The 19,655-nt window shown below is 38.7% G+C and carries 17 protein-coding genes and 1 tRNA gene; 9 read left to right on the forward strand and 9 right to left on the reverse strand.

Features of this window, described 5'->3' with window-relative positions:
- The first annotated feature begins 10 nt into the window (after window positions 1–10).
- The 3 genes from R2R71_RS06530 to R2R71_RS06540 all read left to right on the forward strand — a co-directional run bounded on the left by R2R71_RS06530 (window position 11) and on the right by R2R71_RS06540 (window position 6,510).
- Window positions 11–1,417: a RagB/SusD family nutrient uptake outer membrane protein gene (locus R2R71_RS06530; RefSeq protein WP_316830452.1), complete on the forward strand. Its 1,407-nt coding sequence runs from the start codon at window positions 11–13 to the stop codon at window positions 1,415–1,417.
- A gap of 428 nt (window positions 1,418–1,845) precedes the next feature.
- Window positions 1,846–5,028, forward strand: a complete 3,183-nt coding sequence (locus tag R2R71_RS06535; RefSeq protein ID WP_316830453.1) for a SusC/RagA family TonB-linked outer membrane protein — start codon at window positions 1,846–1,848, stop codon at window positions 5,026–5,028.
- Between the two features lie 18 nt (window positions 5,029–5,046).
- The gene (locus R2R71_RS06540) at window positions 5,047–6,510 is read left to right on the forward strand and encodes a RagB/SusD family nutrient uptake outer membrane protein (protein WP_316830454.1); all 1,464 of its coding nucleotides are present in this window, start codon (window positions 5,047–5,049) and stop codon (window positions 6,508–6,510) included.
- Window positions 6,511–6,575: 65 nt separating this feature from the next.
- On the opposite strand, the gene R2R71_RS06545 is transcribed toward R2R71_RS06540, so the two are convergent.
- A complete protein-coding gene (locus R2R71_RS06545) occupies window positions 6,576–6,983 on the reverse strand; it encodes a DoxX family protein (RefSeq protein WP_316830455.1) in 408 nt (135 codons plus the stop codon).
- A 1-nt stretch (window position 6,984) separates the two neighbouring features.
- The gene (locus R2R71_RS06550; RefSeq protein ID WP_316830456.1) at window positions 6,985–7,884 is read right to left on the reverse strand and encodes an LD-carboxypeptidase; all 900 of its coding nucleotides are present in this window, start codon (window positions 7,882–7,884) and stop codon (window positions 6,985–6,987) included.
- 38 nt (window positions 7,885–7,922) lie between these two features.
- On the opposite strand from R2R71_RS06550, the gene metG reads away from it, so the two are divergent.
- A complete protein-coding gene (gene metG, locus R2R71_RS06555; protein WP_316830457.1) occupies window positions 7,923–10,028 on the forward strand; it encodes a methionine--tRNA ligase in 2,106 nt (701 codons plus the stop codon).
- Window positions 10,029–10,227: 199 nt separating this feature from the next.
- Entirely contained in the window at window positions 10,228–10,830 is a 603-nt protein-coding gene (locus R2R71_RS06560; protein ID WP_316830458.1) for an FMN-dependent NADH-azoreductase, read from the forward strand.
- 75 nt (window positions 10,831–10,905) lie between these two features.
- Here the strand turns inward: R2R71_RS06560 and R2R71_RS06565 are convergent, their stop codons facing one another.
- The 4 genes from R2R71_RS06565 to R2R71_RS06580 all read right to left on the reverse strand — a co-directional run bounded on the left by R2R71_RS06565 (window position 10,906) and on the right by R2R71_RS06580 (window position 12,919).
- Window positions 10,906–11,301, reverse strand: a complete 396-nt coding sequence (locus R2R71_RS06565; RefSeq protein ID WP_316830459.1) for a VOC family protein — start codon at window positions 11,299–11,301, stop codon at window positions 10,906–10,908.
- A 109-nt stretch (window positions 11,302–11,410) separates the two neighbouring features.
- Complete coding sequence (gene arr, locus R2R71_RS21160) at window positions 11,411–11,836, reverse strand: NAD(+)--rifampin ADP-ribosyltransferase (protein WP_410478215.1); 426 nt, start codon at window positions 11,834–11,836, stop codon at window positions 11,411–11,413.
- Between the two features lie 393 nt (window positions 11,837–12,229).
- Window positions 12,230–12,436 (reverse strand): helix-turn-helix transcriptional regulator, encoded by a 207-nt coding sequence (locus tag R2R71_RS06575; protein ID WP_316830461.1) that lies wholly within the window; start codon window positions 12,434–12,436, stop codon window positions 12,230–12,232.
- A gap of 3 nt (window positions 12,437–12,439) precedes the next feature.
- Window positions 12,440–12,919, reverse strand: coding sequence for a DUF2975 domain-containing protein (locus tag R2R71_RS06580; protein ID WP_316830462.1), 480 nt, complete (start codon window positions 12,917–12,919; stop codon window positions 12,440–12,442).
- Window positions 12,920–13,130: 211 nt separating this feature from the next.
- On the opposite strand from R2R71_RS06580, the gene R2R71_RS06585 reads away from it, so the two are divergent.
- The 4 genes from R2R71_RS06585 (at window position 13,131) to R2R71_RS06600 (ending at window position 15,456) form a co-directional block, all read left to right on the forward strand.
- Window positions 13,131–13,205: transfer RNA gene (locus R2R71_RS06585), tRNA-Arg, on the forward strand.
- An 825-nt stretch (window positions 13,206–14,030) separates the two neighbouring features.
- Window positions 14,031–14,285, forward strand: a complete 255-nt coding sequence (locus R2R71_RS06590; protein WP_316830463.1) for a helix-turn-helix transcriptional regulator — start codon at window positions 14,031–14,033, stop codon at window positions 14,283–14,285.
- Window positions 14,286–14,414: 129 nt separating this feature from the next.
- The gene (locus R2R71_RS06595) at window positions 14,415–14,720 is read left to right on the forward strand and encodes a YbaB/EbfC family nucleoid-associated protein (RefSeq protein ID WP_316830464.1); all 306 of its coding nucleotides are present in this window, start codon (window positions 14,415–14,417) and stop codon (window positions 14,718–14,720) included.
- Between the two features lie 58 nt (window positions 14,721–14,778).
- Window positions 14,779–15,456, forward strand: coding sequence for a metal-dependent hydrolase (locus tag R2R71_RS06600; RefSeq protein ID WP_316830465.1), 678 nt, complete (start codon window positions 14,779–14,781; stop codon window positions 15,454–15,456).
- Between the two features lie 55 nt (window positions 15,457–15,511).
- On the opposite strand, the gene R2R71_RS06605 is transcribed toward R2R71_RS06600, so the two are convergent.
- The 3 genes from R2R71_RS06605 to polA form a co-directional block, all read right to left on the reverse strand.
- The gene (locus R2R71_RS06605; RefSeq protein WP_316830466.1) at window positions 15,512–15,844 is read right to left on the reverse strand and encodes a hypothetical protein; all 333 of its coding nucleotides are present in this window, start codon (window positions 15,842–15,844) and stop codon (window positions 15,512–15,514) included.
- A 94-nt stretch (window positions 15,845–15,938) separates the two neighbouring features.
- The gene (locus tag R2R71_RS06610) at window positions 15,939–16,793 is read right to left on the reverse strand and encodes an energy transducer TonB (RefSeq protein ID WP_316830467.1); all 855 of its coding nucleotides are present in this window, start codon (window positions 16,791–16,793) and stop codon (window positions 15,939–15,941) included.
- Window positions 16,793–19,603: a DNA polymerase I gene (gene polA / locus R2R71_RS06615; protein WP_316830468.1), complete on the reverse strand. Its 2,811-nt coding sequence runs from the start codon at window positions 19,601–19,603 to the stop codon at window positions 16,793–16,795. Before polA ends, R2R71_RS06610 begins: the two co-directional genes overlap by 1 nt.
- Window positions 19,604–19,655: the final 52 nt, after the last annotated feature.

The following is a 19,655-nucleotide window of genomic DNA, read 5'->3' on the forward strand; positions in this document are numbered from 1 at the left end:
TTATAAGAAAATGAAGATATTAAAATATACATATATATTAGGTGCATCAGCATTGATAACAATCACATCTTGTAAAAAGGTGGTTGATATTTTGCCGACCGACACAATTGAGACAACTAAAGCTTACGAAAATACCACAGATTTAGACAAAGGAGCTTTAGGAGCGTATAGTGCTTTATATGAAGAAAATCATCTTTATACTGCTGCTATAATGTCAGATGAAGTTAGATGGGCAGCCGATAATGTTGCAAGAAATTACGGAATAGAACATAAATGGGATTTTGATTCAGGTGCAGGTAACGTAACTGCAGCATGGGCAAACTTGTATACAACTATCGATCGTGTAAACAGAGCATTGGCTGCAGCCGATAAAATAACAGTTGCAGATGCAACAGATGGTGCTAAAAGAGATCGCATCAAAGGAGAACTATTAGCAATTAGAGCATTTAGCCATTTCGAATTGCTAAGAAATTTTGCTGCTAAATACGAACCAACAGCAGCTGGTGTTCCAGTAATGTTGGTATCTGAAATAAGCTTGCCAGCTAGAAAAACATTTGGTGAGGTTATTGCTGCCGTTGAAGCTGATTTAGCTGCTGCAAAAACGCTTATACCTGCTTCATATGCCGTTTCTGATTATAGCAGAATTACTCGGGTGGCTGTTTCAGCTATTCAGGCAAGAGTTGCTTTATATAATAAAGAATGGGATAATGCTATTACTTATGCTACAGAAGTAATTAATGCTCGCCCATTGGCTACTGCTTCTGCTTATCCTGCAATATGGACTGATGCAAGTAATACCGAGGTATTATTTAAATTAATCAGAACTACCACTACTTTAAATGCTTTATGGACAGATACAAATAAGGATGTGTTTTTCTCACCTTCGTATAAACTAATTGATTCTTATGATAAAGTTAATGACGTTCGTTATGCTACATTTATCAAGCAAGATTTAACTGTTGGTTCAGGTAGAGAGCAATGGAAGGTAAATAAATATCCAGGTCAGACTTCTACAATTTTATTTAACCACGTAAAGGTTTTCAGAACTTCAGAAATGTATCTAATAAGAGCAGAAGGTTATGCACAAAAAGCTACTCCTGATTTAGCAGGTGCAGCAGCAAGTATCAATGCGTTAAGAGCTAATCGAATCACAGGATATTCTAATGTTAGTTATTCTACTGCAGCAGCTGCAATAGCAGATATCGATTTAGAGCGTTTTAGAGAATTGGCTTTTGAAGGTCACAGATATTATGACTACAGAAGAAGGTTCACTTCAATAGTTAGAGACCCTAGAGATTTAACAACTGCTCCAAATATTAAGGCAACTTTAAATACTTCAGATAGAAACTACGAGTTACCGATACCAACAGCTGAATTGTTGGCTAATCCAAACGTGGTTCAGAATGCTAACTACTAGTAGCTTAAGTTCCTAAATCTGCATCTATGTAGATTTAACCTGAAACGCCCGAAAATTATATTTTCGGGCGTTTTTTTATATTTAGTATTAATTAATTTCTTTAATACTACTAGATATAGAGCTTATCGATAATAATCACCTTATCTGTTGGGTTGATTTCTTTAGAATTCACCTAAATGGCTAACATAGTTGATAAATAACTTATCCTTACAGCTGCAGAAAGACCCCGATATTAATGTAGCGGAGGCCTTTTCTTATATATTTTGAGTGATTTTTTGAATGTTATTTTCTGTAATCGTCTGATTTCCATAAAGATGCTGTTTTGTATGTTTTGTGCTACTTAATCACTCGTATTTATTAATGTAAAATTTGCATTACGAAATACTTTTATTTACATTAGTGAAAACTAATTAATCTTAACTAATTTTATGAAAAAACTTTTACAAAGTTTGTTCGTCCTGCTAATTTGTGCAGGAACTGCGTTCGGGCAGGAAAGAACAATCACAGGAACAGTTACAGGTAAGGAAGACGGGCTCCCGCTTCCGGGTGTAAGTGTAAGAATCAAAGGCTCTTCAGGAGGAACCACAACTGGAGCGGATGGTAAGTATTCGATAAAGACAACTATTAAAACTGGAGCGATAGATTTTTCTTCTATTGGATTTCTGCCTCAAAGCAAAAATCTAGGTGCGTCAAACATTATTAATGCACAACTTGAAACAGATTCAAAAACACTGACAGATGTAGTTGTTGTGGGGTATGGTACTCAAAAAAGAGGTGAAACAACAGGAAGTACGGCGTCTGTTAGTGGTGCATCCATTGCACAAAAACCAATTCAAAGTTTAGAGGCTGGTTTGGCTGGTAGAGCAGCGGGTGTTCAGATTACTGTTCCAGCTGGTTTGTTAAACACACCACCAGTATTTAGAATCCGGGGAACAAATTCAATTTCCTTAAGTTCACAACCTCTTTTCGTAATTGATGGCGTGGTTGCGACTACTGGTGATCAGGGCTTGGCTGCCTCAGCGGCAAATCCTCTGGCAAGTATTAATCCTAATGATATTGAAAGTATAGATATCGCTAAAGATGCCGCATCAACTGCAATTTATGGAAGTAGGGCTGCAAACGGTGTGGTATTCGTTACTACTAAAAGAGGTAAAACAGGAGCTCCTTCTGTTAATTACGATTTCTGGGTTGGTTGGTCAAAGGCTTATAGATTGCCGGAACTACTTGATGCCTTTCAATATACTGATTATAAAAATGAAGCAATCGCAAATGCGAATGCGATTCGCCCAGGCAGTGTAAATGTAACTGTAAATGGGGTTTCTCAGCTTCAGAAGTTTGTTTTAACAAACGGTCCTGATGGGCAACCAATAAACACCAGATGGTATGATTATGCCTATCGTACCGGTGTTTCTCAGAATCATAATATGAATGTATCTGGCGGGACAGAAAATACAAAATATTACATGGGATTCGGTTATACCAACCAGCAAGGTATCTACCAGAAAAATGACTTTAAAAGATTAAACGGATTATTTAATATTGATAGTAAGTTGAATAAGTATATCACAATTGGTGGTAAATTATCTTATTCAAATGAGAAAAACTTAGCTGCAATTTCTTCCGGTTCATTAAATGGTGAAGCTTATGGTACAGCTGGTGTCGCCAGAACTGCATTGGTAAATGCACCAAATGTTTCTCCATTTAATAATGATGGGAGTTATAATCTTGGTGCAACATTCGTAGGACCAATGAACAACATTGTCACAGGTAACCAGGTTGGTTTCTATAATTTTGCTCAAGTTCTTTCTTTAAATAGAGAAAATAACGAAATTGATCACTTACAATCAAATGCATACTTTCAACTAACACCTTTCAAATGGCTTAACCTAAAGTCAATGTATGGCATCGATTACATCAATAGTGATAATGACATCTTTTATAATCCAGTTCATGGTCCTGGCCAAGGCGTATTAGGAGAAGGAATAGGCGCTTTTAGAAAAAGAAAAAACTGGACATGGACCAACACCGCTCAGGCAACTTATGAAATTGCCCAACACAACTTTAACTTATTGGTTGGACAAGAGCAACAAAGAAACACTGTAACAGGATATGGTATTGACAGACAAGGATTAACCGATCCTGCTTATGATGTTGTTCAAGCAGGTTACACGCTCAATAACTCTACCGGAGCAGCTTATGGAGAAAACTATTTATTATCATATTTCGGAAGATTAAACTATAACTATGCTGGTAAATACTTTTTAAGCGGAAACTTAAGACAAGATGAATATTCTGCACTAGGTGTTAAAAAAGGCGTTTTCTGGGGTGCTTCAGCAGGTTGGGAAATTACCAAAGAGAATTTTTGGGCATCAGCAGGATTAGATAAAGTTTTTAGTAGTTTCAAAATTAAAGGGAGCTATGGTAAGGTTGGTAACATCTCGGGCATAGGAGACTATGCAACTTTCTCTACCTATGGTTCTGCACTTTATGGTGGTATTGCTTCTTCTATCTACAGTGCCGCAGGAAATAAGGAATTAACTTGGGAAACCAGTAAGAAAACAGATGTTGGTATTAACTTTGGCGTCTTAAAAGGCAGATTAGAATTTGAGGTAGACTATTATAAAAATAACATCGATGGTTTAATTTTAAACGTTTCTCAATCGCCTTCTACAGGTGTTCCATCAAGTGTTGCAACAAACATTGGTTCAATGTATAACAAAGGATTTGAATTTAATGTTAATGCAACACCGGTAAAAACTGCTAGCTTCTCATGGAACAGTAACTTCAATATCGCGTATAATAAAAATGAGGTTACTTCTCTTGCACCAGGCTTAACAGAAATTATAACACCAACAGGATCAACTACTACTGGAGAAAATGTTAACAGATCTATTCCAGGTTACTCTATCGGTTATTTATATGTAGTAAGAACAGGTGGTGTTGATCCGGCAACAGGAAGAAGAATTTTTTACAACAAAGCAGGTAGAGCTGTAACTTATCAGCATATTGTTCCTACTGGCGCTTCTCAATGGACTTATTTAGACAATGGTGCCACTGCCCCTGCAATTACACAGGGAGCTGATGCGGTTATGTATCACAATACTGCCCCTAAGTTTTATGGTGGTTTTGATAATACATTCCGTTATAAAGGATTTGATTTAAATGTTATGCTTACCTATCAGTTAGGATTTTGGGTTTCTTACGGTACTAATGCAGGTTTACATGATCAGCGTTACTGGAATAATGCAGTTGACGTATTAGGACGTTGGCAAAACCCTGGTGATATTACAAATTTCCCTAGAGCAGTTTACACCGATAACGTTTCTTATGGAAATACCATACCATTAGATATTAATGTATTTAAAGGAGACTTTGTTAAATTGAGAAATCTAAGTTTTGGATACACTATTCCTCAAACAGCATTTGGTAAATCTGGTATTAACAGGCTTCGCGTATACGTGGCTGGCCAAAACCTTGCAATAATTACAAAATATCCAGGACCAGACCCTGAAGTTTCTTCTAATGGTACCAGCTCATCAGGACAAGGATCTGATAGAAACTCGGGCCCCAATGCAAGAACCTATACAATGGGACTTAGTTTAGGTTTTTAACATCAAATAAAAAGAATCATGAATAAAAGAAATTTATATATAGCTATTTTGTGTTCGGCAGTTATTTTTACAAGTTCTTGCAAAAAGGAGCTTTTAGATCCGTCACTTAAAACATCTGTTGCCGCAGAAAATGCTTTCGATACACAATTTCGTATCGAGAGTCAGGCAAATTCCCTATATGGATCACTGAAAAATGGATCTTTCTATGGTGGTAGATATTTGGTCTATGGAAATATAAGAGGTGAAGACTTCATAAATGAAACGGGTAACCTGGTTACCGCATCCGACGTTTGGAGCATGAACCTTGCTAACAGTGCAACATCTGTGAAAAGCTTATGGTCTCAGGCATATTTAACCATTAACAGATGTAATGTATTTATAGATGGGATGAACTCGAAAGGGAATTCAGTGGTAGGTGATGCAACAGGTGCAAAGTATATTGCTGAAGCCAGATTAATCAGAGCTTTATCATATTACAGTTTACTGCAATTATTTGCCAGACCTTATGCCGATGGAAATGGTTCGAAACCAGGCTTGCCTTTACGTTTGACTGGTATTACGGGTCCAGGTTATTCAGATCTTGCCCGTGGTACTGTAGATCAGGTTTACACACAAATCATATCTGATTTAAACTATGCTGAAACAAACCTTCCATCTACCAATGCCTCTTCCTTGCTCAATACAACAAGAGCGCATAAAAATACAGCTATAGCTTTAAAAACAAGGGTATACTTAAGTATGGGTAAATGGGCTGAGGTGATTACTGAGGCAAACAAGCTTGTGCCAGCGGTAGCGCCATTTAAAGCAAAAGCCAATGTTGCTAACGATTTGGTAACAGATATCGCATCTGTGTTTAAGGCCCCTTATACCACTGCCGAATCTATTTTTTCTTTACCAATGACGTCATCAGCAAGCCCATTAGATTATCCAGGTACGCAGAACTCACTGGCATCGTATTTTTATTTTACTAATGCAACTCCAGGTACAACAGAGTATTCTTTAAATCCTACGGGAGTTATTGCAAATACAGGCTGGAAATCAACCGATAAGAGAAGGACGTTATTATTTACTTCATCGGCTTCGAAACAGTTTGTTGCAAAATTCGTTGCACCGAGCCCTTACACTGATTATGTGCCGGTTATTAGATGGTCTGAAGTGCTCTTAAATTTGGCTGAAGCAAGAGTGCGTAGCACAAATACAATAGATGCTCAAGCACTTTTACTTCTTAATGCTGTACGTCAGCGATCTGATGCTACTACAACATTAGCGCCAGCTACTGTTGCAGATTTTACAGACGCATTATTGCTTGAGAGAAGGATCGAGTTTTTAGGTGAAGGTTTGAGAGGACCTGATTTAAGCCGCTTATTATTAACTTTTCCACTTAAAGGAAGTGCGCCTGCAAAAGCACCTACTGAAAATGGATACATCTGGCCAATTTCTTCAGATGAGTTATCATTAAATAAATTAATGACTGACAATTAATCAGATTGTTTTAAAAAAGGGGTAGAAAAATAAAATTTTCTGCCCCTTTTTAATTAGATTTTCAGTTATTTCTTATCCACACTATATTTACCCGGGCCAATGAATATCAACCCGAAAAATACAATGCCTAATTCAATGGCATGACTCGCACCACCCAAACCATCGCCTTTGGCAAAGTGAACCAATGCCGCAATAATCATTGTTACGATTAAAAGGATTAACGCCGGTCTGAAAAATAAGCCAACGATTAGCAGAAAACCACCAAATGTTTCCGTTGCTGCGGCCATGAAGCCCCAGAATACCGGAAGAAAGTCGATGCCAACAACTTTCATGCTCCCACCAAGTTTTGTCCAGCCATCTACACCCCCTGCCAGCTTCGGGAATCCGTGTATGATAAACATTACCCCTATCCCCAATCTTAATAAAAGTAATCCCGTGTTTCTGTACTTTCCTAAACTATCCAGTATTGCCATGTTATAAATATTTAAATGTTACGTTATTTGTTTCAATTTTTAAATCAACTTCTGCACCAACTACCATGGTCATGTTATTCTCAATATGGCCCGTAGGGAAATCAAAGCATACCGGATAATCATATTCTTCAACAAGCTTCCAGATTACTTCATCGGCACTCTGGCCAAAAGGAATTTTTTCAACCTCAATCTCATTAAATGCGCCAATAATTAAGCCTTTTAATTTCGAAAGTTTTCCTGCCCTTTTCAACATTCTCAACATCCTGTCAATTGAGTATTCATGTTCGCCTACATCTTCCAGGAAAAGTATCTTCCCATCGAAATCCATTTCCGAAACCGAACCCTGAACCATGCAGAGCAAAGTTAAGTTGCCTCCAATTAACGTTCCGTTGCAATCGCCGGGTCTGTTTTTAAAAGTGCTGGTGTAAGTATAGCTTTGCCTTTCCCCAAATAGCGCTTTTTGTAACGATAGCAATGCTTCTGGTGTAGAATCATCAAAAGTATAGGGCATTTGCGCATGCATGGATTGTGTTTGCTGTTGCGCGAAAAGATGAGATAGTATCACGGTAATATCGCTGAAACCAATAATCCATTTAGGATTCTTTTTGAACTGCTTAAAGTTAAGTTCGTCAATAATCCTGATTGTGCCATAACCACCTCTACCTGCTATAATCGCTTTAATCATTGGGTCGTCTAAAAAGCTTTGTAAATCAGAAGCCCTTAAATCGTCATCTCCGGCAAACTGGTTATGCTCAGCATAAACACTTCTTCCGATAACAACATCAAGTCCCCAGCTTTTTAAAACCTTAACGGCATAATCTATTGCTTTGGGTAGTTTTTTTGCCGGACAAACAATTGCAATTTTATCGCCTTTTTTTAAATACGGTGGCTGTATAATCATGGTTAAAACAATATCTTTGTCAAATTAAATGAATTGTTTTGGATAATAATAAAATAAAAAGATATACCGTAACTGCAGCATTGCCATATACTAACGGGCCGGTACACATTGGGCACCTTGCAGGTGTATATATTCCCGCTGATATTTATGCCAGGTACCTGCGCTCTAATAAACGCGATGTTAAGTTTGTATGCGGATCGGATGAGAATGGTGTTCCAATTACTTTAAAAGCTAAAAGAGAGGGTATTACTCCACAGGAAGTTGTTGATAAATACCACAAAATTATTGGCGATTCTTTTAAAGAGTTCGGCGTTTCTTTCGATATCTACCACCGTACTTCCTCATTAACACACCACCAAACGGCAGCCGATTTCTTCGAAACACTCTATGAAAAAGGTGTTTTTACAGAGGAAGTTACCGAACAATATTATGACGAAACAGCAAAGCAATTTCTTGCCGATCGTTACATTACAGGTACCTGTCCAAATTGTGGCAATGAGAATGCTTATGGCGATCAGTGCGAAAATTGTGGAACAACACTTAACGCAACCGATCTGATCAATCCAAAATCAACCTTATCAGGCGATAAGCCATTATTAAAAGAAACTAAAAACTGGTTTTTGCCTCTTGATCAATATGAGGAAAGGCTAAGGGCTTATATTGAGAGTCATAAAGAATGGCGGCCAAACGTTTATGGCCAATGCCAAAGCTGGTTAAATGCAGGTTTACACCCGCGTGCCATGACCCGCGATTTAGACTGGGGTATCCGTGTTCCGCTTCGCGATGCTGAAGGCAAAGTGCTTTACGTATGGTTTGATGCACCAATTGGCTATATTTCAGCAACCAAAGAACTTTGTAACTACGCAAAGCTTGATGTATGTAACCCGAAGGCTGAAGAGTACTATATCAATAATTATGAAGCTGATAAATGCGGCTGGGAAGAATATTGGAAAGATGATGAAACGAAACTTGTTCATTTCATCGGGAAAGATAATATCGTTTTCCACTGTATTATTTTTCCTGCCATGTTAATGGCTCATGGTGGCTATATCCTGGCAGATAACGTTCCGGCGAATGAGTTTTTAAACCTTGAGGGGCAAAAAATCTCTACTTCAAAAAACTGGGCGGTATGGTTAAACGAATACCTTCGTGAGTTTGAAGGCAAACAGGATGTTTTACGTTATGTGTTAACTGCTACAGCACCTGAAACTAAAGATAACGACTTCACCTGGAAAGATTTCCAGGCAAGAAATAACAACGAACTGGTTGCGGTATTCGGTAACTTTGTTAATCGTGTGGTTGTGCTTACCCATAAGTACTTCAATGGTTCAGTTCCTACCCTTATGGAAATTACGGAACAAGACCAGGCTGTAATCGATGAACTTGCAACCTATCCTGCAAAAATCGCTGCTTCTATCGAAAATTACCGTTTCAGGGAAGCACTTGCCGAAGTAATGAATGTGGCCCGTTTGGGAAATAAGTACCTGGCCGAAACAGAGCCATGGAAGCTTATTAAAACCGATGAAGACCGTGTCCGCACGATATTACACATCTCTTTACAGATTTGCGCCAACCTGCAGATTTTAATCGAGCCATTCTTGCCTTTCACTGCCGATAAGCTGATGAAAATGCTGAACAATGGTAAGCAGGGATGGGAAGATGCCGGTTCGGTAAATCTGATTAAACGCGGTCACGATATTAATGAAGCTGTTCTTTTATTTGAAAAAATTGAAGATGCTGCAATTGATTTCCAGATCGAAAAATTAAACCAGAGTAAAGCTGCTAATGTGAAACCAGCCTCAGCTAATCCGGCTAAAGAAAATATTAATTTCGATAATTTTTCTGCCATGGATATTCGTGTGGCTACAATTGTTGCTGCTGAGAAAGTGGAGAAAACCAAGAAACTTTTAAAGCTTAGGGTTAATACCGGTATTGATGAAAGAACTGTAGTTTCGGGTATCGCTGAACATTACAAGCCAGAAGAAATTATTGGAAAGCAAGTAAGCATGATTGTAAACCTGGCGCCCAGGGAAATAAAAGGAATTCTTTCACAGGGTATGATTTTAATGGCCGAAAACAGTGAAGGTAAGCTTGTTTTTGTAGCTCCTGCTGATAAATTTGAAGAAGGCAGTGTGATCAGGTAATTACCTGACAATGCTTTGTAGTAATAGGATTGCAGTACGCTGCAATCCTATTTTTTTTATTCTGGCTTAGTAAACTCTTTTGACAAACAAAAAAAAAAATCCGCCATCACTATCTAAAAGGATAGCACTAACCTTTTGGATAGTGATAACGTTTGCCCAACTACGATGCCTAGATTTGTCTTATTAAAATTAAAAGACAATGAAAAAAATCCTTCATATCATTTCGAGCCCTCGTGGAGAGGCCTCAATGAGTATAAAACTAGGTAATGCAATTATTGATAAAATCAAAGAACGCTATCCTGGTGCTACGGTTAAAGAAAAAAACCTCGTTAAAAATCAGTTTCCACACCTGGAAGAGTCGCATCTGGCAGCATTTTTTACCCCTGCTGAAAACAGAAGCGATGAAAATCTGGAAGCTATTCGCCATTCAGATGAAGCTATTGCCGAAATCAAAGATGCAGACATTATCGTGATTGGTGTGCCTTTCTACAATTTTGGAATCCATTCTACACTTAAGGCCTGGATTGATCACATTGCAAGGGCTGGTGTAACCTTTAAATACGGCGAAAACGGTCCACAAGGATTAATCGAAGGTAAAAAGGTTTACCTGGCTATTGCATCAGGAGGTATTTATTCTGATGGACCTATGCAGGCATATGACTTTGCCTCTCCATATCTGAAATCTGTACTTGGCTTTTTGGGTATGACAGATGTTACGGTTTTCAGGGTTGAAGGCGCATCAATTCCTGTTATTCAGGATACAGCTCTTGAAAAAGGAATCGAGTGCATTCTAATCGACTAAAAATCCGGGCTTTACTTCTTACTTTGGCCTTGCCAGGTAACGAGGTAAAGCCTTTGGATAAAGCCAAAATTTTATTTAAGCAGGCCAGAAAAGTACATTGAATTTATGGCCATCAGGATCGGAAAAGCCAAAAGTATAGCCTTTTTCAAAAGCAGCAGCTTCGGAATATATTGTTGCGCCTGCTGCTTTTACCCTTTCCAGCCAGGCATCGACCGCTTCACGGCTTTCGGCCGACAGACTGAAGATAATTTCATTTCCGTTTTGTAGCTCAGTACCATCCAGTTTCGCTGCAGCTTTGAATTGTTTTTCTATAAAGAAGTGAATTACAAACTGATCTTTTCCAAAGAAAAAACTGCAAAGCTCGTCAGAATTATGTTCACCATTGGGCTTAAAACCCAAAGCGGTATAAAATTTAAAAGTTCTGTCTAGGTCCTTAACGGCAAGGTTGGCCCATATCATTCTGGTTTCCATAACGGTTATACATTTTGGTTCATCTGATAACAATGCCTGGCGTTGCTTTGTTTGGTAAACATGGGCACTTAAGCCAGGCTTAATTGTTTTCTGGCATCGGCCGATGGTCTTAATTAATGATTTCGCCTTTCTGCCTCGACAGCCTATCGCGAAATTTTTGTAGTTCTTCAGGTGTTTGTTTAAGCCATTCATTAACTTCCCCAATAATTTTCAACGGACTTTCCGAACGGTACGAACGGGTGGGGTTCCCTGGGAACTTCTTATCCGTCAGGTTTGGGTCGTTTTCATATATTCCTGTGGGCTCAACCACATATACGCGTTCTGTTCCGTCGCCTTTGGCTAATGCTGCGGCAAGTCCTGCACCGTTAACCATCGCCGTGAAATAAATATGGTTCATTTTTATTTCTGCTACGTAATTTGAATTGCCGCCAGGTTTAAGTAAATCACCAATCGCTAAGGCAGCTTTAGTGCCATGATAGAAAGGCCCTTTATCAGCCGGATGGTGTTTAAAAGAAACTGACAGTTCGGTATGCAATCTTACTTTTTCGTGATCACCCAGGCTTTCGTAACAGCTGGCAATGTTTTGATAAAGTGCTGGAAATGCACTTTTAACAGATTCGTCGTTTATGGTCAGTGCAAATTTTAAGGCTGTTTCAAGCCAGTTTAGCTGATCGGCAACACTTTGCTGGTTGCGTGCAATATAATGAGCTGTCAGAAATTTTTCAAAATCACTGCTGGCTTCTTTCCAGCCCTGCATAAATAACCTTAGCGCTTCCTCGGGTTTATTCTTTTCTTCGAGCGCCATGCCATCCAGGCAATATTTTACGATTTTATTAAAAGGTGAGAATTCCATTTTACCATTATTTTTAAGCCAATTTATAGGGTAATAAACATTTCATCAGTTAGTAGTTAACCAACAGAAAAGACTTTAATCAGGCACATACTCCAATATATCACCTGGTTGACAATCTAACGCTTTGCATATGGCTTCAAGTGTGCTAAAACGAATTGCTTTTGCTTTCCCTGTCTTTAAAATAGAAAGGTTCGATAAAGTCAGGCCAACCCTTTCCGAAAGCTCATTCAGCGATATTTTGCGCCTGGCCATCATCACATCTAAATTTACAATAATTGCCATAATTTATATCGTTAAGTCATTTTCTGATTTCATATCAATGGCGTTTTGTAATATTTTTTCAAATATTGCTGCTGCCGTTGCTACTACCGCCGAAACAAAGGTGGTTACAATACAGATGGCAATAAAGCCCGCTGGGTCGTCATCCTTATGGTGCATAATCCTGATATATACGCCAGCTAGTATAATTAAAATACCCATTAGCATAGCAGAATATTTTATTCCCTTTAAAGCTGCTACTGCAGGCAGTGAAAATACCCGGTTTTGACCAATGTAGCCCAGTAACCTGAAAGCCTTGTAAAGGCCTACAAAAAAAGCTATGGATGCCACATAGCCGTACAAGATAAAAGGGTCGGCATAAATACTTATTAGGTCCAGTTTGGCTGCACGCCCTTCGATTAAGGGCATACGAATTAAAATAAAAAGGGCTACCAGACCAATCAACACCACAACACCCTGAAGAAATGCAGTCGAAATTCTTTTCATAACAGATTAAAATTTTAAATTATTATGCAAACGTAATAATTATTTATTGATAAACAATAAATAATTAGTGTTTTTTAATTTAATCAATCTTGTGCATACTAATATATCCTGTTACGTATTGAAGAGTATAAGCCTCAAAAATACCCTTTGCAGGCCAAAACTTTTATTATATTTGCAGCTCCTCGGGAAAAAGCCCGAAAACATACTACAAGGCCCCGTAGTTCAACGGATAGAATAGAAGTTTCCTAAACTTTAGATAGCAGTTCGATTCTGCTCGGGGCTACCAAATCAAAAGGCACTGATATCCGGTGCTTTTTTGCTAATAGGTTATTTATCTACTATCATTAATCAGCTTCTTTCTCTATTAAGAAATCTCATAAATGTTAATAACTAATGTGTTTTTTTTGATCTGAATGCTTGTTCGTGTAACAGTTTTGTTATATATTAGGATATCCCTAACCAAACTGAATATGGCCGAGAAATTTAATTTAATTGCTGGAGTAATTGTTTTATTCATGAGCATCAGAATCATATCACAACTTATCCGCTTTAATAGCCGATCGTAGTATGTGCTGAGCCTTTCTGGATTATATTTATAAGATTCTGCTGTTAATTACTCTGGGCATAATTACAGCTTCGTTTGGGCTATTCATAGAAACAGCCTGCCATTATCGTCTTGCTACAAGGTGAACATATCAGACCATTAAGCGTTCACCTGTCCTCTAGCTTCGCAAAACCTGCGTTGAACAATTATGTGCTAACCAATAGAATATTGAACCATAAGCAGCTAAATAAACCCTGCCTACCCCATAACTAATTAACCTTAAACTTCAATGAATTCGGGGCAGCGCAGGGCACATTTTTTCAGCTCTTCAGTGATTAGGGAAATTTAAAAGACAGGTATAAATAATGATTCCCTTTACCACAAGAAATCATAAAATGGGATGGGAAATTTTTAAAAAGGGCGATTAAGCCTCACTATTATTAGAATTACTATAACTCTATGTGACTATAACAGGATGTGTTAAGGAAGGATAATCAAATATAATAAAGGCTTTTATATAAACAAATATGTTTAGTTGTTTTTTCCAAAATATTTGGAGTTTGCAACATGGATGAGATCAGTGTTTTTAAAGCTAAACTCGGAAGGCGAATTGCCTTTCTGAGGGAGCGAAACGACCTGACACAGCCAGAACTTGGTGCATTAATCAATAAAGACTTCCAAAGCATCAGCCGAATCGAAAACGGAAAGGTTAATTTATCAGCTTTTACCCTTAAACAAATTAGTGATGCCCTTAATGTTTCTATGAACGATGTTTTTGATTTCAGTGAGTTGAAATCAAGGCTTAATAGAAGTAAAAGGTAGCTCAATAGCTTATTCGCAAACGAATGTCTGATCTGTAACATTCGCCTATCTTTAACCAAAAGATGATATTAAAATATCACTTTGGAAAACAATTTAGTTTAATTTCGTTTTATAATAAAACAACAAATTATGTTCGATAAGTTATTCGCTGCCCAGCAAAAGGCAGAAGAGATTAAAAAGCGCTTGGATACCATCTCGGTATTTGGCGAAGTTGAAAACGGTGCGATTAAAATTACAGCAACAGCCAATAAGGCAATAACAGGCATTTCAATTGATGAAGAGTTTTTAAAAAATGCCGACAAGGAAGAACTGGAAGAATTGCTTCAAACGGCTATTAACAAAGCATTGGCAAGTGCTGAAGCAGTAAGTGCTTCTGAAATGCAGGCATCAGCCAAAGACATGCTGGGTGGTTTGGGCGGCATGTTTGGAGGATAATGGCAAAACGGGAAGTTACGCATTCTGATATTTAAGCTACACATTTAACTTTACAACAATGAATTTTACATATTACGGCCAGTCTTGCTTCTTAATTGAAGCTGATGGCACAAAATTTCTTTTCGACCCCTTCATTAAATACAATCCTTTGGCAAAGGATATCGATACAAGTAAAATCGAAGCCGATTATATTCTGGTGAGCCATGGTCATGGCGATCATGTTGCCGACCTGGTTGAGCTTGCAAAGCAAACCGGCGCACAGGTAATTGCGATGGTTGAGGTTGCCAAATGGATTAAAGAACAAGGCGTAGAAAAAGTTACCGATATAAATTTCGGTACACAGCAATTTCCTTTCGGCAAATTACGTACGGTATGGGCAGTACACAGCAGCTCAAATCCTGATGGTAGTTATGGTGGAAACCCGGTAGGCTTTGTATTAACGCTTGAGGGCAAACAGATATACTTTGCCGGCGATACAGCTTTAACCGTTGAGATGAAACTTCTTGCAGAATTGCACAAACTGGATTATGCGATTTTACCGATTGGCGGTCATTATACAATGGATGTTGATGATGCCGTTATCGCTGCTAAATACATAGGATGTGAGCAGATTATTGGTGTACATTACAATACATTCCCGCCAATTAGCATTGATGTGGATGATGCGATAGCAAAGTTTAAACGTGAAAATAAAAACCTATTGTTGCCTCAGATTGGCGAAACGATAGTACTATAAATAAAAAAAGGGTTCCGATTTTCATCTGGAACCCTTTCAATTATAAAACCTAAACCTAGTTCTTTTTAGCTGCAGCTTTATTTGCTTTGTAGCGCATATCTGCAGTACCGTCTTTTTTAGTAGGGCCTGCAACCTTAGTTACTGCTTTTGCTTTATTTTCTTTGAAACGCATATCTGGCGTTCCATCTGCTTTTACTTTTGATGCTGTTGTAGTTGTTTTTGTTTCAACTTTCTTAGCTTCTTGTTTTACGCCAGCCTTTACAGGAGCTGTTGTTGTTTTAACTTCTTTTTTTACAACTTTAGCTGGAGCTGTTGTTGCTGGTGTTTGTGCAAATGCTGTAGTTAAGCCAAATGCTGCGATTGCGATTAAACTCAATAATTTTTTCATGTCCTTAGATTTTTTTTACTCGTTTATTTGTTGATATAAAATTGATTAATCGGGATGAAGATTTAATGAAGATAAGAAAATTTGAATTCAGATATTAGTTAATAGCGAAATTAATATTTAAGCTTTGTTTCATGTTAACGACCTTACCGGCTTCCTTTGCCGGAATCCATTTGGGCGAACTCAATACTACATTCTTTGCCGCCTGGGTAAGGCTATCGTCTGGTGAAGAAATAACGTTGAAGTCTTTGAGCCTGCCCTCGGTATCAATGGTGACAGTAAAAAATACTTTACCTGTGATGTGTTTTTCCAGTGCATCTTTCGGATAACGTAAATTGTTGCCGATATATTCGTAAAATTTGGTCATACCGCCAGGATATTGTGGAGGTGTTATATCAAGTAACTTAATTTGGTTTTGATTTGAAGGAGTACTATCATCATTAAAATTGCTGGTTAATTTTAATTCACCCGTTTCAGTATATTGTTTCCATTCGCCTGTCATTTTTCCATTCGAATAATTGCCCTCCTGCATGGTCTTTCCATTTGGCCAGTAGGATATAAACGGGCCATCAGACTTATTCAGCCTGAAGGTTTCAGATTCTGCAGCACTTCCGTTAGGATAATATGTAATCCATTGGCCGCTCTTGGTCCCGTTAAGGTAAAAGCCCCTTAAACTAACCTTGCCCTCATTATATTCGAGGTAGCTACCGTTTAAAACTTTTAAATCAGCATCGCCGAAAGTTTCTTTCTTTAAAAGAATCAGATCGTGGTTTGATGTGGTTTTAATCCAGCTTGTGCTGTCTTTCCGATAAACCTTATAAACATTTACGGCTTTATCTTTTTTAACCGCTTTACCTCCCAAATTGGTATAGCTGTATAAGGTATCGCTTTGCTGGGCAAATGATGTTAGGGAGGCAAAGCTGAACAATAGAAATAAAAATTTTTTCATCATTAATGTGCTGCTAACCAGTTGTCGCCCTCACCAATTTCTACTACAATTGGTACGGTTAATTTAATTGCATTGGCCATTTTATCCTGAATGAGGGATTTCATTACTTCTTTTTCCGATTTCAGCACATCGAAAACAAGCTCATCATGCACCTGCATGGTCATGGTAGATTGTAATCCCTGCGCTTTCATCTCTTTATGGATATTAATCATGGCAATTTTAATCATGTCTGCTGCCGAGCCCTGGATTGGGGCATTAATGGCATTTCGTTCAGCAAAGCCACGCACGGTCTGGTTTGCAGAATTGATGTCTCTTAAATAACGTCTTCTACCCATTATCGTTTCCACAAAGCCATTTTCACGGGCAAAATTCATGGTATCGCTCATGTAGCGCTTAATACCCGGATATTGTGTGAAATATTGCTCAATAATTTCTGCCGCTTCTTTACGTGGTATGCCCAGGTTTTGCGATAAACCAAAAGCCGACTGTCCATAAATAATACCGAAGTTAACCGCTTTTGCGTTTCGCCTTTGTGTACTGTCTACAGCTTCGATATTAACCCCATAAACCCTGGCCGCAGTTGCTGTATGGATATCTATGCCTTTGTTAAAAGCATCGAGCATATTTTCTTCTCTACTGATTTCGGCGATGATACGAAGCTCTATCTGTGAATAATCGGCCGAAAGCAGGATGTGGTTTTCATCACGGGCGATAAAAGCCTTCCTTACTTCCCTACCGCGTTCGGTACGGATTGGAATGTTTTGCAGGTTGGGGTTGTTGGAACTTAACCTTCCTGTTGCCGCAACTGCCTGATTGTATGAGGTGTGTACCCGGCCGGTTTTCGGATTAACCATTAGTGGCAGGGCATCTACATAAGTCGATTTTAACTTCTGTAGCTGACGGAAATCGAGGATGTCCTGTACGATATCGCTCTTGCTTGCCAGGGCCAGCAGCACATCTTCGCCGGTTTGATATTGTCCGGTTTTGGTTTTCTTTGCTTTTGGGTCTAACTGAAGTTTATCAAATAAAACTTCTCCCAGTTGTTTTGGCGATGCCAGATTGAATTTAACCCCGGCTTTATCATATACATTTTGTTCAAACTTAATGATGTCTGTTTCGAGCTCTTTAGAATATGCCTTCAATGTTTCCATATCGATGCGTACCCCTTCTTTTTCAATGTCGGCCAGCACATAAACCAAGGGGTTTTCAATATCTCCCGCAAGTTTATCGGCATTGAGTTCTTTCAGTTTCGGTTCAAAAACATGTGCCAGCTGCAGGGTAATGTCGGCATCTTCAGCGGCATAATCCACCACATCAATAACCGGAACATCACGCATTGTTCCCTGGTTTTTACCTTTCGGGCCAATTAATTTGGTGATGGATATTGGCGAATAACCCAGGTAGTTTTCTGAAAGCACATCCATCCCATGGCGGGTATCCGGGTCAATCAGGTAATGTGCCAGCATGGTATCAAAAAGCTTTCCTTTAACTTCTAATCCATACCATTTAAAAACTAAGATATCGTATTTGGTATTCTGACCAATCTTTTCGATTTTCTCATCTTCCAGTACAACTTTAAATTCATCAACAATGGCCTGGGCATCTGCTCTCAGGGCAGGAATTGGCACATAAAAACCCTCTCCTGGTTTTATAGAAAATGATAATCCCACTAAATCTGCCGTATTAGCATCTGTACCTGTGGTTTCGGTATCAAAAGAGATTCTTTTCTGTGCAAGTAATAATTTAATTAAATCGGCACGCTGGGCTGCTGTTTCAACCAGCTGGTAATTATGCTCGGTATTTTCAATTGTTTTGGCAGGTAGTTTTTCTGCAGGTTCATCTTCAATGGTGTTGGTATACTGAATGGCTTCACCTGGGTGATTACCAAAAAGATCGGTTTGTGTACCTTCCTGATACCTTGCCGTGGTTACCGAGAATTCGTCGCCAAAAACACGCCTGCCTAAAGTTCTGAATTCAAGTTCAGTAAAAAGCGGTTCCAGTAAATCCTTGCTTGGGTCGCACAATGCCAGGCTTTCTTCATCTAATTCGACCGGAACATCAAGCAAAATGGTAGCGAGCTTTTTAGAGATTAATCCCTGCTCAGCGAAATTCTCTACGTTTTCGCGTTGCTTACCTTTCAGCTCGTGCGAGTTGGCAATGATGTTTTCCATCGAGCCATATTGCTTAATTAAAAGCTTCGCTGTTTTTTCGCCAATACCAGGAATCCCCGGGATGTTATCGACAGCATCGCCCCATAAGCCTAAAATATCAATAACCTGCAGTACATTTTCAATCTCCCATTTCGCCAGCACTTCTTTCACGCCTAAAATTTCCATTTCATTCCCCATACGTGCAGGTTTGTAAATGAAAATATTTTCCGAAACAAGCTGGGCAAAATCTTTATCGGGTGTCATACAGTAAACCTGGTAACCCTTTGCTTCGGCCTTTTTGGCTAAGGTGCCGATAATATCATCTGCTTCATAACCGTCAGAAGTAATAACGGGGATGTTAAAGCCTGTGATGAGCTTAATTACATAGGGCATTGCGGCAGCCAGATCTTCGGGCATGGCTTCACGGTGCGCCTTGTAAGCCTCGAAAGCAGTATGTCTTTCCGTTGGTGCTTCTGTATCAAATACTACCGCTATATGTGTTGGTTTTTCTTTCTTCAAAACATCGAGCAAGGTATTGGTAAAGCCCATAACCGCCGATGTATTTATACCTGTTGAGGTAAAGCGAGGATTTTTGCTTAAGGCAAAGTGCGCCCTGTACATCAGCGCCATTCCATCTAAAAGAAAGAGTTTTTTATTGTTCATGTGATTACACAGATTTAATGAGTGGCGGTAAATTGATTTTACCAGGCCATAA

Origin of the sequence: Pedobacter aquatilis (assembly GCF_032678405.1) — a bacterium.
Taxonomy (GTDB): Bacteria; Bacteroidota; Bacteroidia; order Sphingobacteriales; family Sphingobacteriaceae; genus Pedobacter; species Pedobacter aquatilis_A.